Here is a 16,359-nt window from a genome sequence, read left to right as displayed (position 1 = left end):
CGCATATGCAAACATGGATTACGGATTTTATGGAGCAGTTCGGATACTTCGGCATCTTTCTGATGCTGGCGCTGGAGAATGTTTTTCCGCCCATTCCCTCAGAGGTCATTCTCCCCTTCGGCGGATTCATGACCACTACGACTGACATGACGATTCCCGGAGTGCTGATCGCTTCAACCGCCGGTTCACTGCTGGGAGCAGTGATTCTGTACTGGATCGGACGGATGCTGGATGTGGACAGACTGGAGCGGATCGTAGACCGCTGGGGCGGCCTGCTGCGGATCAGCGGGAAGGATATCCGCAAGGCGGACGCCTGGTTTGACAAATACGGCTACTGGACCGTGCTTTTCTGCCGGATGATTCCGCTCGTACGTAGTCTGATCTCCATTCCCGCAGGGATGTCCGGGATGAAATTCGGCGTGTTCATGCTGTTTACAACGATCGGAACCTTAGGCTGGAATGTGCTGCTGGTGCTGCTGGGGGCCGCGCTTGGAGAGTCGTGGGAGGATATTGCCGGTATTATCGGCACCTATTCCAGTGTAGTATATGCCATCATTGCTGCAGGACTTTTGTTGCTCGGATTCCTGTATTACCGTAAAAGACTGAATGCCGGCAAGGTCCGGGGATAATTTTCCAACAACATTCAAAGGAGGATAACCATGGAGCTGCTGACCATTGTCAAAGCAATCATACTGGGAATTGTAGAAGGACTAACTGAATTTGCTCCGGTATCCTCAACAGGCCATATGATCATCGTTGATGATATGTGGCTTAAATCGCAGGAGTTTCTGGGAAAATATACGGCGAACACGTTCAAGGTTGTTATTCAGCTGGGCTCCATCCTTGCTGTAGTAATTATTTTCCGTAACCGGTTCATCGATCTGCTCGGACTGAAGAAATTCAGCCGCAAGGAGCTTACGGTGGTGCCTGAGGGGCAGCCGCAGGCACCTGCCGAAGGCCGTCTGAAGTTAGCCCAGGTAATCGTAGGCCTGATTCCGGCCGGGATATTCGGTTTTTTGTTCGAGGACTACATTGATGAGCATTTATTTTCCACTTCTACAGTGCTGATCGGACTGGTTGTAGGTGCTGTATTTATGATCTGCGCCGACCGGTTTGCACCCAAAACCATCACAACAGAGAGTGTGGACCAGATTACATATAGGCAGGCGCTATCGGTCGGATTGATCCAGTGTGTCTCCCTGTGGCCGGGGTTCTCGCGGTCCGGCTCGACGATATCCGGCGGTGTTCTGCTGGGGATGAGCCACCGCGCGGCTGCCGATTTCACCTTCATTATGGCTGTGCCGATTATGGCCGGAGCGAGCCTGATTTCGCTGCTGAAGAATTGGCAGTACTTCACACTGGATGCCCTGCCGTTCTTCATTGCCGGCTTTATCAGCGCCTTCCTGTTCGCGCTGTTATCGATGCGTTTCTTCCTGAAGCTGATTAACAGAATTAAGCTGCTGCCCTTCGCCATCTACCGGATTATTCTCGCCGGTGTAGTCTATCTGATCTGGTTCTGAGCCGTCTGCACGGTTGCCACAGCCGCACCTCCTTCATTGGAGACTGCGGCTTTTATTATGTTCGGGGTCCCCGTAAAGTACCTGAGTGATCCCCGAAGCTATCCCCCGCTTTGTGTGGGGATTTGCTTTTGTTATAAGGAATCTGTATAGCCAAACTCCCCGGAATCTGTTGCGGACCGCGGAAAATGTAAAGTAAGATGGCAGCAGATTAAGGATGCAGCACCTAACTTAACCCAAGAGGAGCGGACATAAATGAGCAAAGGAATTAAGACAAGCAGCCTCGGCTATCCGAGAATCGGCAAGAACCGCGAATGGAAAAAAACATTGGAGGCTTACTGGGCCGGGAAAATAGATGAGCAGAATTTCCGCTCGCAGATGGAAGAAATTCAGCTACAGCATTTACAAACCCAGCAGCAGGCTGGCATAGAGCTGATTCCGGTGGGCGACTTCACCTTCTATGATCATGTACTGGATACAGCAGCGATGTTCGGAATTGTACCGGCGCGCTATGGTTATCAGGGTGGAGAGATTCCGCTCGACTTGTACTTTGCCATGGCCCGCGGCAATGCAGGGGCTACAGCCTGCGAGATGACCAAATGGTTCAATACGAACTACCATTATATCGTGCCTGAGATTGGCAGCATTACACCTGTCCTGACAGAGAATAAGCCGCTGGCAGCCTACCGGTTCGCTAAAGAGCGGGCGGGCATACAAGGCAAGCCTGTTATAGTAGGGCTCTATACCTTCCTCAAGCTGTCCAAGGGCTTCCCGGCTGCCGAAATATCCGCAGTTGCTGCCCGCTTCCTGCCGGTATACGTGCAGCTATTGCAGGAGCTGCTGCAAGAAGGCGTGGCCTGGGTACAGATCGATGAGCCGGCAATTGTAACGGGTATAACGGCAGAGGACATCACATTGCTTAAGACAATCTACGGGGAGATCGCCGCTTCAGTACCGGGCCTTAATGTTATTGTGCAGACGTATTTCGAAGCTGCCGAGCCGCTGGAAGCCTTGCTGGAATTGCCAGTGCAAGGTCTGGGCCTGGATTTCGTCCATGATGGAGGCAAGAACCTGGAGTCCATTGCCCGGCTGGGCTGGCCGCAGGATAAGACCTTGGCTGCCGGAATTATCGACGGACGCAATATCTGGCTTTCGGATATAGATGCCAAGCTGGAGCTGGTTGCTGATCTGCAGAAATATGTGCCACAAGAGCAGCTGATTCTTCAGCCCGCCTCGAGCCTGCTGCATGTGCCCGTTACAGTCGAAGGGGAAAATAAACTGAAATCCGCGGTCAAGAATGCATTAGCCTTCGCCAATGAGAAGCTTAAAGAGCTGGTTCTAATTGCGGCAGCTGCAAACGGGGGGACTGAACGTTATGCAGCGGAGCTCGCTGCAAATCGTGAGATGCTTGCTGTATTCCGTGCCCTTCCGGAACGTGGGCGTGAGGATGTAGCTGAGCAGGTGCGCTCATTGGAGAAGCTGCCGGACAACCGCAGTCTTCCTTTTGTAGAGCGGTTGAAGGTTCAGCAGGAGAAGTGGCGGTTACCGCTGCTGCCTACAACCACTATCGGCAGCTTCCCGCAGACAGCTGAGGTCCGCCAGGCCCGGCTGAAGTGGCGCAAGGGGGTATGGACCCAGGAGCGTTATGACGGGTTCATCAAGCGTCAAATCGCTGAGGCTATCACCCTTCAGGAGGAGCTTGGGCTTGACGTACTGGTACACGGGGAGTTTGAGCGGACAGATATGGTCGAATTCTTCGGGGAGAAGCTGGCCGGTTATCTCTTCACCGGAGGCGGCTGGGTTCAATCGTATGGCTCACGCTGCGTGAAGCCGCCGGTTATCTATGCCGATGTTGCTTTTATCGAGCCGATGACCGTCAAAGAAAGCCTGTATGCCCAGTCGCTGACGAAGCTGCCGGTCAAGGGGATGCTGACGGGCCCGGTCACGATCCTGAACTGGTCCTTTGTCCGCGATGATCTCAGCCGTGAAGCCGTTGCAGGGCAAATCGCACTTGCGCTGCGCCATGAGGTAACAGCCCTGGAGGAGGCGGGCATTGAGATGATCCAGGTCGATGAACCGGCCATCCGCGAAGGCTTGCCTCTGAAGGCGGGGGATCATGAGCACTACCTGAACTGGGCTGTGAAGTCGTTCCGGATCGCGACGAACCATGTCAAGGATACGACCCAGGTGCATACGCATATGTGCTACAGCGAATTCAACGACATGATCGGTTCGATCTCCGCAATGGATGCGGATGTCATCTCGATTGAGACCTCCCGCAGCCACGGGGAGCTGATCGTCAGCTTCGAGGAGCAGGAATATGACAAGGGCATTGGACTTGGAGTGTATGATATCCACAGCCCGCGGGTTCCGGTCGTAGAGGAGATGACTTCGGCCATCGAGCGGGCGCTGCGCGCTCTTGATGTGCAGCAGTTCTGGATTAATCCGGACTGCGGATTGAAGACTCGCGGATGGGAAGAGACCACAGCCGCGCTTCGTAATATGGTGAGGGCTGCGGTCCTTGTACGGGAGAAGAGCGGAGCAGTCAGCCGATAAACGTTTTAGCTAATCTGTGGTAGCTGCCGGACACAAATAAATCACTATATCCAGGGTAATTCACTCTGGTTATAGTGATTTATTTTCATTTTTGAAAGAAACACTTGATAATAATTATCATTATTGATAAAATGAGAAAAAGAAAAGAAGGAACCGTGGAGGGTCCCTTCGATATTTTTCAGACCTTATTTGCTTTCGAAGGTTTTGCAATCTGTTTCTTCAGAATGAGTAGGTTCTTTGGAGCTGTGGTAAGCAACGAAGATGGACTCAGCGTTGCATTTGTTTTCTTCAGCCCAGTAGGTACAGGAGTTAACTGCACACAATACGTCTTTTGCCATGAGGGTTCACCTCCTCTTATAGTAGTTGGCATCATAAATCAGTTAGCAATTGAATAGATCTGTCCGGCAAGGTGGAGCTTGTCCGAACAGCACCTTACCCTTATTCCTTGAGAATGGAGGGTATTTGGTGTTTTTTGTCTTTTACAGACACTATAATTGTAACAAATAAAGAGCTATTACGCAAACGGGATCATTCAGCTGCTGAGTGGTTCTGTTTGGCATTTTTACCGATATGGGAAAAAAAACAAAAAAAGGCTTCCACCCTCCTAATTGTCTGCAACCTTCCAGCTTTTGGAACGTCAAAGGTATAAGTGCGGAAGAGATCTATAGATATAACGGCCTTTCGCAATTACACTTTTGGAGGAATGAACATGCGAAAATGGGGTCTGCATTCTTTGTTGTGTTTAATTGTTTTGGCAGTGGTTCTGGCAGGTTGCGGGGCTGGTAACAACAATTCCAATTCGGCGGCAGATACAGCGGGTAATGCGCTGACTGCTGAGTCCGCGGCGGCAGTGGAAGACGGCTCAGCTGCCAGTGTGCCGGCAGCGAAGGAAATGACCGAAAATTTCAACTCCACCACCGCGGTGGCTGTGAATGATCAGAATGCAGTGCAAGTCAGAGGTGCGAATCCTGCGGTCCCTAATCCGGGAACAGAGCAGGTGGCAGACGCGTCAGCCGGGTTCACGGGAACCGATGTGGTGGCAGGGCTGAACAAAAAGCTGATCTATAAGGCTAACCTCAACATGGAGGTGGCCGATTACGGGGCGGCACAGACCGAAGTACGGAATATGATTACACTGGCAGGCGGTTACATTATTGAATTTTCAGAGAATATGTCTGAGTATGAACAGGGCGGAACCTTCATCCTCAAGGTACCGGCGTCGGGTTTCTCTTCTTTTCTGAACAATCTGGAGAAGGTCAAACATGAGAAGCTGCAGAGAAGTATTCAGGGGCAGGATGTCTCGGAAGAGTACGTTGATCTGGAGTCACGCCTCAAGGCTAAGCAGATGATGGAAACGCAATATATCGATTTTATGAAAAAAGCGACCAAGCCGGCAGATCTGGTGCAGTTTGCCAACCAGCTGGGTGCAATCCAGGAGCAAATCGAACAGATCAAGGGCAGGATGCGTTATATCGACCAGAACGTATCCTTCTCAACCGTTGAGCTTCGCCTTTACCAGACAGAGGAGAGCATCGCCGTCACGCAAGTGACAAAACAAGGACCGCTGGGTGAACGTGCTTCGGAGGCGCTGCAGGGCAGCATGAAGGCATTATCCGTAATGTTCCAGTGGCTTGTAGTTGTGCTGGCGGCTGCACTTCCGGTGCTGATCGTGGCTGCAGTGGTTGTGGCGGTTGTGATCTGGGTCCGCAGAATCCTTAAGCGTCGGGAGCGGGAGCACCTGGCAGGGGTACGTCAGGGCAACCGGGAGCAGAACCGGGAGCTGCTGAACCGTGACGTTGAGGCGCCTATCGCACCAGCTGAAATAGAGAGTGATACTGAGAAAGACAATAAATAAGCAGTTGAATAGTCATGTTCAGAGTTTGAAGTGATTAAGGGGGATGTAGAGTGGGCTTTACTTACCGCACAGATATTCCGGACATGGATGAGTATTACAGCTTATATCAGTCCACCGGCTGGAATGCAGACGGGCTCTGGACGAAGGAGCATATGCACATGGCGCTGAAGAACAGCTGGCATGTTCTCACGGTGTATGAGGATAACCGCCTGGTGGCCTCCGGCCGGATCGTGTCCGATGGTGTAATCCAGTGTTATGTATGCGATATGATTGTGCTTCCGGCTTATCAGAAGCAGGGGCTGGGACGCGTAGTTATGGATCAGCTGATCAATCATTGCCGCAGCCGGGGAATCCGCTGGATTCAGTTGTCATCCGCCCAGGGGAAATCGGGCTTCTATACTCAGTTCGGATTTCAGGAGCGTCCTGCCGGGGCGCCGGGGATGACTTTGTTTTTATAGGAGCGATAGCGTCATTACACAAAGCCTCCAAACCCGTTGTAACCGGGCTGGAGGCTTTGTGCTGTAGCTGTAACTGTCTATGGGTGGATGAGACGGCCCTTATTCCCCTGCATCAGGCATGCTGAAAAAGAACGCGGTACTCGCCGTAGCCTTCCTTCTCCAAATCTTCTTTGGGAACAAAACGCAAGGCCGCAGAATTGATGCAATAGCGCAGCCCGTTTGCCCCGGGACCATCATTAAAGACATGGCCGAGATGGGAATCGGCTTTTTTGCTGCGCACTTCGGTACGGATCATCAGATGGCTGAGGTCAGTTTTCTCCTTGACCGCATAATCGCGGATCGGACGCATGAAGCTCGGCCAGCCGCAGTCGGAATCGAATTTATCCTGTGAGCTGAACAGGGGTTCACCGGAAACAATATCCACATAGATTCCATCCCCGTGATGATCCCAGAATTCGTTGCGGAAAGGAGATTCGGTAGCGCTGTTCTGCGTAACTTCATACTGCAGCGGAGTCAGACGCTCCTTCAGGCTTTTTTTGTCTTCCTTGTGGGTCCAGTGGGTTTCGATAAAAGCTTCCCTTCCTGAGCCCTTGCGGTAACGCTTGTAATGGCCGGGATTCTTGTGGTGATATCCCTGATGATATTCTTCAGCCGGATAGAATGGCTTAGCCGGAAGAATCGGAGTCACAATAGGAGCAGAGAAACGTCCGCTGGCTTGCAGTGCTGCCTTAGATGCCTCAGCCTGCTGCCGCTGTTCTTCCGAATGGGTGAAAATCGCTGTTCCGTAGGAGGTTCCACGGTCATGGAATTGTCCTCCGGCATCAGTAGGGTCAATCTGCTGCCAGAACAGCTCAAGCAGCTTGGTATATGGGAAAATATCCGGATTAAACGTAATCTGCACAGCCTCGACATGTCCGGTCGTTTCCGAGCAGACTTCCTCGTAAGTCGGATTCGCGGTATGACCGCCTGTATAGCCGGAGATTACCTCGACAATACCGGGAAGTTCTTCAAACGGGGATACCATGCACCAGAAGCATCCGCCGGCGAACGTAGCTTTTTCCGTCTTGACGTTTATAGAATCAGATTGAACTTCACTCATTAATATCCCTCCATCTATAGAATGCAATTAAATAGATCACAATTTAATTATAAATCAAATAGCTGCACTCTGCCAGCTTGACGGGTCACGCTCAGATTTTAGCGGACCGCGGACGCAGGGAGAATCCGGCAGCTGCAAGCACGGCAACGTATAGAATCACGGCAATGGCAGCACTGCGCGGATGCTGGAACATCTGGCCGCCGAGGAAGGCGTACAGGGTAATCCCCGGGATTTTACCAATGCCGGTTGCTGCAAGATAACTCCAGAAGGGCAGTCCGGCAGCACCGGCGTAGATATTTACGGCCATTTGTGGAATCACAGGCGCCAGCCGGGCAAGGACTACAGAGGCAAACGGACGCCGCTGTACGGCCCCGGTGAATTTATCCAGCGCCGAAATCGAGTTCAGATAAGTCATGGATTTATTCTGGAACATAAATTTAACTAGACCATACACGATCGCTGCAGCCAATGTGGTTGCGCTCCAGCATAGTAACGCTCCCGCGAGGCTTCCATAGGCGTATCCGAACAGACCGATGATCAGCTTGTAGGGGATTACCGGAAATAAGGCCAGAACAGTGGCGGCGAGCATGGACAGCAGCAGATTATGGTCCTCTTTGAGCCAGGCCAGAATGTCATACCTGTAGATAAACGCAAGGATTATAGACGAAACATACAGAATTACGGTCAACCATTTTCTCATTTTACTATGCCCCTTCTTCACTCCATACATTTCATCATACTGAAAAAAAAGTGATTATTGAAGCAAAGATCATTGTCGAAGCCGCTTGTCACGGTATAATACACCTATAAGGGATAGAAATCCCCCAATATTTAAGGGAGATACCTCAATGAATATACCTGTACGCAAAAGAGTAGCATTAATTGGCATCGGCGATATTGCCCGTAAAGTCTATTTGCCGCTGCTCTCCCGTCATGATCAGGCAGAAATTGTAGGGGTACTCAGCTATTCCTCTGCGACGGTGCAGCGGGCAGTTCAGACTTATCGTCTTCAGAAAGGGACAACAGAACTGAATGAGCTGTTATCCTGGGACATAGATGCTGTATTCGTGCATAGTCCAACACCTACACATTATGAACTTGTAACCCGTTGCCTGGAGCATGGGGTCTCCGTATATGTGGACAAGCCGCTGTCTTATGATCTGGAAGAATCCCGGCGGATGGCCGAGCTCGCAGAGAACAAGGGACTGCTGCTGGGGGTTGGCTTCAACCGCCGCTATGCTCCGATGTATATGGCGGCCAAGTCCTGGCTGCTGAAAGCCGGTGGCATTAGCCAATGCAGCGCAATCAAGCACCGGACGAAGCTGCAGCAGGGTACAAGCCATGAAACCATTCATGATGATCTGATCCATATGCTGGATCTGCTGCTATGGCTGTGCGGCGGCGATTATGAATTGCTTCACAGCAGCCTGAAGACAGATACAGAAGACAGATTGCTGCAGTCATTGGGGCAGCTGGACTGGAAGAGCGGAGCAACCGGAATATACAGTATGGTGCGCGATGCCGGTGCTGATCTGGAGAAGCTGGAGCTGCACGGAAATGGCAGATCAGTCGAAGTGACGGATATGGAACGGGCGACATTATATGAGCAGGGTTCCCTGCCGCGCACGCAGAATTTCGGCAGCTGGGACACTATACTGGAGCGCAGAGGCTTCAGCGGAGCCGTCAGCCATTACCTGAGTAATATCGCGACCCCGGAGCAATGCGGCATTTCCGCTTCAGCCGTATTGCCGAGCCATGAGCTGGCAGCGAAGCTCAGCCGTTGAATTTTCAGATTAGCAGCAGAGAGGAGAACAACATGGAAGATCAGGATTACGGCAAGTCAATGGAAGAGAGAATTATCGAAAGCTACAAACGGGATGAGGAAATGATGATTCTTGTTTTTGCCCAGTGGTGCGTGAATAACAAGCTGGACCCGCACGCACTGTATTTACAGGCATATCCGCAGCAGGAGGGCAATCAGGCGCTGAGCAATGCGCTGGCACTGACTGTATCCGAGGAAGAGGCCGGTTTTATCTCCGATGACACCGTACTTGGTGTACTGTCGCTATATAGCAATGATGACCTCGCTTACGTGGTAACTGAAGCGATTCATCAGCGGGAGCAGAAAGCAGACACAAGGGATTGACAACGAAGATATAATAGTTATGGTTAATGAACTTTTTTTTGGTAAACGATGTTCATTACAGAATAAATGTGGTAAAATTATATATACTAACTAATAGTAAGTTTCACAAGTGAGAGGTGAAAAACAATGGAAGAACATCAACTGACGATGTGCCCGAGATTCGAGACGGCCTTTTCTTTTTTAGGCAAACGTTGGAATGGACTTATTATTCAGACATTGATGAGCGGCCCTAAGCGGTTCAAGGATATTTCCGGACTGATTCCGACAATGAGCGACAAGATGCTGTCCGAGCGTATGAAGGATCTGGAATGTGAAGGCATTCTGGTACGTCATGTATATCCGGAAACACCGGTGCGCATTGAGTATGAATTAACGGTCAAAGGCCGGGCGCTTGAGCCGGTTATGCAGCAAATTCAGTTCTGGGCCGAGAGCTGGGTTGAGTAGTTACGTTTCATATTCCTAATGACAGCCCCTTACCGGTCTCCGGTTTAAGGGGTTTTTGCTTCGGTTTTGCTAAATAAAACTTGCACTGTGTCCAAACCTGTGTAATATAATAGAACAAACTAAAGTTACGGATGTGTGGAAGCGTTGACAAAACTGGGAAAAGCCTAAGGAGAATGTGAATAAGCCGAAGTTAAGGCAAGTAAACTAAGACGATGCTTTCGAGGCAAGTTTTGAACGATGCTGATTCAGGGATGTTTAGGCTCACAAAACCTAGCGTATGCTTTCGATGCAAGTTTTGCCGTAGTGGACTCTTATGAAGTAACGCTCACAAAACTTTTAGGAGGCGAGGATCATGACCATCACCTTGTTTTCCCGCGAAATAGCCTATGGAAAAAAGGATGTCGCTGAACTGGAGACTGCGTCAATTAGAGTGCAGCTGATTTATGACAAGGTGTTGTATATGCTTCATAGCCATCTTCCCGCTTCATTATGGGATGCCTGGATTGGCGTGCCTTATGAGATCATATCCTCTCTATACAAAGGGGACAATGATAGCGGCAGTGTGTTTCAGAAGTGGATTCAAAGCCCCTCCGGCTGGAAATGCATCGGTTGTGAACGGCATTGTCTGGAGCCTGTGACAGCTGCGGATAGCGATACCTCCGGCCCGCCGCGCCGCTTCACCTTTCATAACGGCATTAGTCAGAGTATGGTGCTGCAGGCGGTAATCTGGTCGATGTATGAGAATACGCTGCTGCTCCAGCCTTACTTAGGTGAAGAAGCTTTTCTTAGCGAAGATGATTTGGAGCTTATTTCTGTATATTTCGTGCCTACCTATATGACACAGACCCCGTTAATGGAAATGAATAAACAAGCCAAAGAATATAAGGATAAGAATATCAGAGTCTATCAGGAATGGATCTCTGCCCCGGATCTGGTGCTGCAGTGGAATGGAGGTCTGACCGAAGGCAGGTGGATGACTGGAGTGTATGTGGATCATTCGCGGTTTGCCGGGCTTGGACCCTATTTGAAGGATGCGCAAGGCAAGCGGACATATATGCAGGCGACTGTTCAATAAATCATACTATGCATACATTGAAGGGTTAAAGGTTGGCTTTGAGAATGATTTAGAAGACAAACAAGAAGGAAAGTGCTGCTGAATAATTTGTTGAGCTCCTTGATGCGGCAGCACTTTGGGAATGATTGAGTATCATTAGGAATCCGCCAGGTGCTTTTTATGCCTCATCACGGTTATTCCTTCTTCTGATCCAATAAACCAAACTTAAGATCACCACTCCAACTGCTGCAGATATGATCAGAATTGCGTTTCCGCTTGCACTACCGTCTGGTATTATCGGGGATGGACTCATGCGCGCGGCAATAATGATGCATACTGCAATCAGAATTGCTAGAAGGATAACGGCTGCGCTTCTGCTATTAGCTGTCAGGCCCTCCCGTCCAGGTCCTACATAGGAACCGTTCCAGATCAGACGTACCAAATAGGAGCCGACACCAATCATAAAAATAACATAATTACTCAATGGATACTTGAGCCAGTCTATTCCGTAATTATGCAGGCCCATATCTGCCAACAGCAGGAAGGCCAGTAAAATAAATGACTGATTCCCCGCTTTGTTCCGCTTCAACAGTTGTCTTTCGTCCAGGTTAGCTTTGCTCATGCTCAGTTCCCTCCCAAAAAAGTTGATCCAGCGTCTTACCCAGTGTTAGGCAAATATCAATACATAACCTGATTGTGGGATTGTAGTCACCGTTCTCAATCGCAATAATCGTCTGTCTGGTGACCCCCACAGCATCCGCCAGCTGCTTCTGCGACATATCTTTTGCCGCTCTTGAGGCCTTAAGCCTCAGGTTTTTCCCCATTCCCTCACCTCGCGTAGATTGTAATATATATTTAACATTATGTCTACTATATTATACACAGTGGATTTTATCATAATCATTCCGTTCAATAAAATTTTATATATCCAGTGCGTACAATCACTAGTCCGACTTCCTGCCGGTGTTAAGGTGTAAAGGTGATCAGCAACAAAAACCTATACCCATAACATGAGGAGGGGCCACAATGGCGTCCAATCAATTAAACGATATAACAATTCAATCAGGTTTTACCTCTGAAGCAATGGTCAGAGACATCGTCCTGCAGTTCCCTAAGTCTGCGGATTATTTCAAGGCTAAGCGCATTGATTTCTGCTGTGGAGGCGCGAAGCCGCTGGCTGAAGCTGCTGCCGAGAAAGGGCTTGATCCGGAAGCGATGATTCAGGATCTGAACAAGCTGCAGGAAGAGCATCCGGTGCTGGAAGAGGATACAGCCTGGAACGAGGCCTCCTCTGAAGAGCTGGTGAATTATATCGTGAACAAGCATCACCGCTACCTGCGTGAAGAGCTTCCGTTAATCAGCCAGAATGTGACCAAGGTCTTCCGCGTTCATGGCGAGGATTCTCCGCATCTGGGTGAGATGCACCGCCTGTTTAATCTTTTGCGCGAAGATCTGCTTCAGCATACGGCGAAGGAAGAAGAGAGCGAATTCCCTAAAATGCTGGCCTACACACAGAACCCGACTGAAGAAGGCCTATCGGAGCTGCGCGGCCTGCTGCATAATCTTGAAGCTGAGCATGACGGTGCCGGTGAGATCCTCCGCGAGCTCCGCAGGGTAACCAACGATTACACACCGCCTGCGCACGCCTGTACGACTTACCGCCTGACCTATGCACGCCTTGAGGAGCTGGAGGGTATGACCTTTGAGCATGTGCATCTGGAGAATAATATCCTGTTCCTGCGTTATCAATAAAATGTAGTGCTACGGAAAGTCCCTCCGGGGACTTTTTTGTTATAAAGAACGTTAGGTTTAGAGCAGAAATAATTTGAGAACAGGTCTTCTATGCGGTATCCTTAAAGGAGTCAGGGATATTACATAAGAAGGCGGTGCCGTGGAATGTCCACGAAATGGATGGGGCGCTTACTACTGTGCCTTGTTTTTATACTCACAGCCAGCGGCTGCAGCTCGGATCTGGGACCGGGAAATACGGGCGGCAGCACAGGACTATCTTTTTCAATTCTGGTGGGTGAACGTGAAATGGCCGGAACCTCCGGCAGACTGCTTAACGAAGCTTATATTGAAGGTAATTCCATTATAGAACTGCTGAGAAAGAGCGGGATCGTTACTTTTGCAGCAGACGGCTATAGTATTCTTGAGGTCAATAGGGTTGCGCTCAGTCAGGATATGATGTGGGAAGTACAAGTGAACAGCAAGAAGCTTACGGACTGGAACAGTAAAATCGAGGCTGGAGCAGCGATTGTCTTCTCAGCGCAGCCGGCCGCAGCCGGGGCGTTATTTCAACCGGTTATCCTTATGGTGAATGGCGGGAGTGAACAGCCTGAGCTGACACATTCGCATGTGCTGTCCTATACGGAAGATTTGTCAGTGAAGGGACTTATGAAGAACAGCGGAATGATTAAGCTGGCAGAGAATAACAAGACGGTTCTTACCGTAATGGATTACACACCACTCAGCAGTGAGGAGTGGAAACTGAAGGTTAATGACAAAGCGCTGCTGGGAAATGGTGTGGATATGAAGCTCAGACCGCAGGACAAGCTGGAGATATCACTGGTTCTGAGGTAATTACGATAGCGGAATCCGTTTTATCGGATACAAGGATTTCTGTGCCGAGTGCGCAGGGGTCCTTTTTTTGTATTTTACTTTATGTGAAATGTTTCACATTTAATGTGACTGGAATCACAAATGCCGGGGAATTTTGGACAGTATAATTTCAATATCAAGCAAGTTTGTGAAGAAATCTGAGTTTCGAAGGAGGGTTCTACCAGTGACAGCGAACAGAGAAAAGTTAGTGCTGATTGGCAATGGCATGGCGGGTGTAGGCACTATTGAGCAGATTTTAAAGCTGGGCGGGGCTTATGATATCACGATTATCGGCAGTGAGCCGCATCCCAATTACAACCGGATTATGCTGTCCTATGTTCTCGAAGGCAGTAAAACCATTGAAGATATTATTCTGAATGACCGCCAGTGGTATGAAGATAACAATATTACCCTGCATACTGGAACGACTGTGATCCGGATTGATGAACAAACCAGGCAGGTGATTACTGATAACGGACAGGCGGTTCATTACGACAAGGTTATCATTGCTACGGGTTCTAATTCGTTTATATTACCTGTTCCTGGCAGTTTAAAAGACGGGGTAGTCGGCTTCCGTGATATCGCAGATTGCGATGCCATGCTGGCTGCAGCGAAGCAGTACCGCACGGCAGCTGTGATCGGCGGAGGTCTGCTTGGTCTTGAAGCAGCCAAAGGCCTCGTGAATCTGGGGATGGACGTTACCGTTGTGCATCTGCTTGAGGATCTGATGGAACGGCAACTGGACCGTACGGCATCTTCTATGCTGCAGGCGGAGCTTGCGCGTCAAGGTGTGAAATTCGCCATGGGTAAGCAGACGGTCGAATTGACTGGAGAAAAGCGGGTTACGGGGCTGCGCTTCAGTGACGGCAGTGAGTTGCCCGCAGAATTTGTGGTAATGGCAGTCGGAATTAAACCTAATGTTCAGCTTGCCAAGGATAGCGGCATCGAGGTTAACCGCGGGATTGTCGTCAATGACTATCTGCAGACCTCCATGGCTAATGTGTATTCTGTCGGTGAATGTACGGAGCACCGGGGCACCTGCTATGGTCTGGTAGCGCCTCTCTTCGAGCAGGGGATGGTACTGGCCAAGCATTTGTCTGGTGTGCAGACTCCGGGATACGAAGGTTCGGTTGTCGCGACGAAGCTCAAGATTTCCGGTGTTGATGTTTTCTCGGCCGGAGAGTTCACCGAAACAGCGGAGCATACCGTCATATCCGCCAAGGATGAGTGGAAGAGAACCTATAAGAAGATTCTGCTCAAAAACAACATTATTGTCGGCGCGGTTCTGTTCGGTGATGTAACGGAAGCAGCGAGCCTGCAGAAGCTGGTGAAGCAGGGAACAGAAATGACCGATGAGATCTATGGAGAGGTCATGGGCACAGGCTGCTGCGGCGGAGGCGGAGCCAAGAAAGGGCTATCGGTTGAAGCGATGGCCGATGAAGAAATTGTCTGCGGCTGCAACGGGGTAACCAAAAAGGCGATTGTTGATGCCGTTACGGAGAATGGATTCACTACAGTGGATGAGATCAAGGCTTGTACAGGCGCAACCCGCTCATGCGGCGGCTGTAAGCCTGTAGTTGAGCAGATTCTGCAGTTCGTTCTGGGAGATAGCTTCCAGCAAAGCGCCAAGCAGGGGATCTGCAGCTGTACCCCGCTTAGCCGGGATGAGATTGTAGCCGAAATTACGGCTAAAGGCCTCAAAACCACCAAAGAAGTTATGCATGTGCTGGACTGGAAGCAATCAGAAGGCTGTTCTAAATGCCGTCCTGCTGTGAACTATTATCTGGGTATGATCTATCCGGACACCCATGAGGACGAGAAGGAATCGCGCTTCGTGAATGAACGGATGAGCGCCAATATTCAGAAGGACGGAACTTATACGGTTGTTCCGCGGATGTACGGCGGGGTTACCACTCCAGAGGATTTGAAACGCATCGCCGATGTTTCCCTGAAGTATGATGTGAAGGTTGTGAAGGTGACCGGCGGGCAGCGTCTGGACCTGATCGGTGTCAAAAAAGAGGATGTGCCGAAGGTGTGGGAGGAGCTGGATATGCCATCCGGCTATGCCTATGCGAAATCCTTACGTACGGTCAAGACCTGCGTTGGTTCACAGTTCTGCCGCTTTGGCACACAGGATTCCATGGGCATGGGCGCTATGCTTGAGCGCAAGTATGAGCGCCTGGATATGCCAGCCAAGTTCAAAATGGCGGTTAACGGCTGTCCGCGCAACTGCGCAGAATCCTGCACGAAGGATATCGGCATTGTTGGCAACGACGGCGGCTGGGAAGTATTCATCGGCGGCAACGGCGGGATTAAGCCACGGATCGCAGATGCCTTCTGCAAGGTAAGAACCGATGAAGAGCTGGTCGAGGTCTGCTCCGCCGTAATGCAGTATTACCGTGAAACCGGAAATTACCTGGAGAGAACTTCAGAATGGGTAGAACGTATGGGCCTTGAGCATATCCAGAACGTTATTCTGGGCAGTGATGACAACCGGAAAGAACTCGCTGCACGGATCGACTTCGCCCTGGCACAAGTCAGCGATCCATGGAAAAAGATGCTGGATGACAACAGTACCCGCACAGCACTGTTCGAACAGACACGGGTCTAGCCTGAAGGGAGAGGGAGA

The 16,359-nt window shown here is 50.3% G+C and carries 17 protein-coding genes; 12 read left to right on the top strand and 5 right to left on the bottom strand.

Features of this window, described 5'->3' with window-relative positions; translation table 11 throughout:
- The first annotated feature begins 5 nt into the window (after positions 1 to 5).
- From R50912_RS22285 to metE, 3 genes are all read left to right on the top strand, one after another.
- Entirely contained in the window at positions 6 to 629 is a 624-nt protein-coding gene (locus R50912_RS22285; RefSeq protein WP_039295402.1) for a DedA family protein, read from the top strand.
- 30 nt (positions 630 to 659) lie between these two features.
- Positions 660 to 1,520: an undecaprenyl-diphosphate phosphatase gene (locus tag R50912_RS22280; RefSeq protein WP_042237952.1), complete on the top strand. Its 861-nt coding sequence runs from the start codon at positions 660 to 662 to the stop codon at positions 1,518 to 1,520.
- A 252-nt stretch (positions 1,521 to 1,772) separates the two neighbouring features.
- Complete coding sequence (gene metE, locus R50912_RS22275; protein ID WP_042237951.1) at positions 1,773 to 4,073, top strand: 5-methyltetrahydropteroyltriglutamate--homocysteine S-methyltransferase; 2,301 nt, start codon at positions 1,773 to 1,775, stop codon at positions 4,071 to 4,073.
- 185 nt (positions 4,074 to 4,258) lie between these two features.
- On the opposite strand, the gene R50912_RS34420 is transcribed toward metE, so the two are convergent.
- Positions 4,259 to 4,411: a DUF1540 domain-containing protein gene (locus R50912_RS34420; RefSeq protein ID WP_076245672.1), complete on the bottom strand. Its 153-nt coding sequence runs from the start codon at positions 4,409 to 4,411 to the stop codon at positions 4,259 to 4,261.
- Positions 4,412 to 4,782: 371 nt separating this feature from the next.
- Between R50912_RS34420 and R50912_RS22270 the strand changes: the two genes are divergently transcribed.
- The gene (locus R50912_RS22270) at positions 4,783 to 5,928 is read left to right on the top strand and encodes a DUF4349 domain-containing protein (protein WP_052416609.1); all 1,146 of its coding nucleotides are present in this window, start codon (positions 4,783 to 4,785) and stop codon (positions 5,926 to 5,928) included.
- A gap of 50 nt (positions 5,929 to 5,978) precedes the next feature.
- Complete coding sequence (locus R50912_RS22265; protein WP_042237950.1) at positions 5,979 to 6,386, top strand: GNAT family N-acetyltransferase; 408 nt, start codon at positions 5,979 to 5,981, stop codon at positions 6,384 to 6,386.
- 112 nt (positions 6,387 to 6,498) lie between these two features.
- Here the strand turns inward: R50912_RS22265 and msrA are convergent, their stop codons facing one another.
- The gene (gene msrA, locus R50912_RS22260; RefSeq protein WP_042237949.1) at positions 6,499 to 7,485 is read right to left on the bottom strand and encodes a peptide-methionine (S)-S-oxide reductase MsrA; all 987 of its coding nucleotides are present in this window, start codon (positions 7,483 to 7,485) and stop codon (positions 6,499 to 6,501) included.
- A gap of 91 nt (positions 7,486 to 7,576) precedes the next feature.
- Positions 7,577 to 8,185, bottom strand: a complete 609-nt coding sequence (locus tag R50912_RS22255; protein WP_042237948.1) for a TVP38/TMEM64 family protein — start codon at positions 8,183 to 8,185, stop codon at positions 7,577 to 7,579.
- Between the two features lie 148 nt (positions 8,186 to 8,333).
- On the opposite strand from R50912_RS22255, the gene R50912_RS22250 reads away from it, so the two are divergent.
- The 4 genes from R50912_RS22250 to R50912_RS33460 all read left to right on the top strand — a co-directional run bounded on the left by R50912_RS22250 (position 8,334) and on the right by R50912_RS33460 (position 11,150).
- On the top strand, positions 8,334 to 9,269 hold the full coding sequence (locus R50912_RS22250) for a Gfo/Idh/MocA family protein (RefSeq protein ID WP_042237947.1): 936 nt from the start codon (positions 8,334 to 8,336) through the stop codon (positions 9,267 to 9,269).
- Positions 9,270 to 9,301: 32 nt separating this feature from the next.
- Positions 9,302 to 9,631 carry a protein YxiS gene (locus R50912_RS22245; RefSeq protein WP_042138776.1) on the top strand — a complete coding sequence of 110 codons (330 nt, stop codon included), beginning with the start codon at positions 9,302 to 9,304 and terminating at the stop codon, positions 9,629 to 9,631.
- 126 nt (positions 9,632 to 9,757) lie between these two features.
- On the top strand, positions 9,758 to 10,075 hold the full coding sequence (locus tag R50912_RS22240; RefSeq protein ID WP_042138775.1) for a winged helix-turn-helix transcriptional regulator: 318 nt from the start codon (positions 9,758 to 9,760) through the stop codon (positions 10,073 to 10,075).
- A 352-nt stretch (positions 10,076 to 10,427) separates the two neighbouring features.
- Complete coding sequence (locus R50912_RS33460; RefSeq protein WP_052416607.1) at positions 10,428 to 11,150, top strand: hypothetical protein; 723 nt, start codon at positions 10,428 to 10,430, stop codon at positions 11,148 to 11,150.
- A 157-nt stretch (positions 11,151 to 11,307) separates the two neighbouring features.
- Here R50912_RS33460 and R50912_RS22230 read toward each other — a convergent pair whose 3' ends face one another.
- Entirely contained in the window at positions 11,308 to 11,751 is a 444-nt protein-coding gene (locus tag R50912_RS22230) for a hypothetical protein (RefSeq protein WP_042237946.1), read from the bottom strand.
- A complete protein-coding gene (locus R50912_RS22225) occupies positions 11,738 to 11,953 on the bottom strand; it encodes a helix-turn-helix transcriptional regulator (RefSeq protein ID WP_042237945.1) in 216 nt (71 codons plus the stop codon). The genes R50912_RS22230 and R50912_RS22225 overlap by 14 nt, the downstream gene beginning before the upstream one ends.
- A 232-nt stretch (positions 11,954 to 12,185) precedes the next feature.
- On the opposite strand from R50912_RS22225, the gene ric reads away from it, so the two are divergent.
- From ric to nirB, 3 genes are all read left to right on the top strand, one after another.
- Positions 12,186 to 12,881 carry an iron-sulfur cluster repair di-iron protein gene (gene ric / locus R50912_RS22220; protein WP_042242967.1) on the top strand — a complete coding sequence of 232 codons (696 nt, stop codon included), beginning with the start codon at positions 12,186 to 12,188 and terminating at the stop codon, positions 12,879 to 12,881.
- Between the two features lie 144 nt (positions 12,882 to 13,025).
- On the top strand, positions 13,026 to 13,712 hold the full coding sequence (locus R50912_RS22215) for a hypothetical protein (protein ID WP_042237943.1): 687 nt from the start codon (positions 13,026 to 13,028) through the stop codon (positions 13,710 to 13,712).
- 202 nt (positions 13,713 to 13,914) lie between these two features.
- Positions 13,915 to 16,341: a nitrite reductase large subunit NirB gene (gene nirB, locus R50912_RS22210; RefSeq protein WP_081956599.1), complete on the top strand. Its 2,427-nt coding sequence runs from the start codon at positions 13,915 to 13,917 to the stop codon at positions 16,339 to 16,341.
- Positions 16,342 to 16,359 lie beyond the last annotated feature (18 nt).

It is taken from the genome of Paenibacillus sp. FSL R5-0912 (assembly GCF_000758605.1).
GTDB lineage: Bacteria > Bacillota > Bacilli > Paenibacillales > Paenibacillaceae > Paenibacillus_AQ.
This window is presented reverse-complemented; position numbering and strand designations above follow the sequence as displayed.

Excerpts from the sequence above, each read along its gene's own strand:
- R50912_RS22285 (WP_039295402.1), top strand. The coding sequence starts at position 6 with ATGCAAACATGGATTACGGATTTTATGGAGCAGTTCGGATACTTCGGC.
- R50912_RS22280 (WP_042237952.1), top strand. The coding sequence starts at position 660 with ATGGAGCTGCTGACCATTGTCAAAGCAATCATACTGGGAATTGTAGAA.
- metE (WP_042237951.1), top strand. The coding sequence starts at position 1,773 with ATGAGCAAAGGAATTAAGACAAGCAGCCTCGGCTATCCGAGAATCGGC.
- R50912_RS34420 (WP_076245672.1), bottom strand. The coding sequence starts at position 4,411 with ATGGCAAAAGACGTATTGTGTGCAGTTAACTCCTGTACCTACTGGGCT.
- R50912_RS22270 (WP_052416609.1), top strand. The coding sequence starts at position 4,783 with ATGCGAAAATGGGGTCTGCATTCTTTGTTGTGTTTAATTGTTTTGGCA.
- msrA (WP_042237949.1), bottom strand. The coding sequence starts at position 7,485 with ATGAGTGAAGTTCAATCTGATTCTATAAACGTCAAGACGGAAAAAGCT.
- R50912_RS22255 (WP_042237948.1), bottom strand. The coding sequence starts at position 8,185 with ATGAGAAAATGGTTGACCGTAATTCTGTATGTTTCGTCTATAATCCTT.
- R50912_RS22250 (WP_042237947.1), top strand. The coding sequence starts at position 8,334 with ATGAATATACCTGTACGCAAAAGAGTAGCATTAATTGGCATCGGCGAT.
- R50912_RS22245 (WP_042138776.1), top strand. The coding sequence starts at position 9,302 with ATGGAAGATCAGGATTACGGCAAGTCAATGGAAGAGAGAATTATCGAA.
- R50912_RS22240 (WP_042138775.1), top strand. The coding sequence starts at position 9,758 with ATGGAAGAACATCAACTGACGATGTGCCCGAGATTCGAGACGGCCTTT.
- R50912_RS33460 (WP_052416607.1), top strand. The coding sequence starts at position 10,428 with ATGACCATCACCTTGTTTTCCCGCGAAATAGCCTATGGAAAAAAGGAT.
- R50912_RS22230 (WP_042237946.1), bottom strand. The coding sequence starts at position 11,751 with ATGAGCAAAGCTAACCTGGACGAAAGACAACTGTTGAAGCGGAACAAA.
- R50912_RS22225 (WP_042237945.1), bottom strand. The coding sequence starts at position 11,953 with ATGGGGAAAAACCTGAGGCTTAAGGCCTCAAGAGCGGCAAAAGATATG.
- R50912_RS22215 (WP_042237943.1), top strand. The coding sequence starts at position 13,026 with ATGTCCACGAAATGGATGGGGCGCTTACTACTGTGCCTTGTTTTTATA.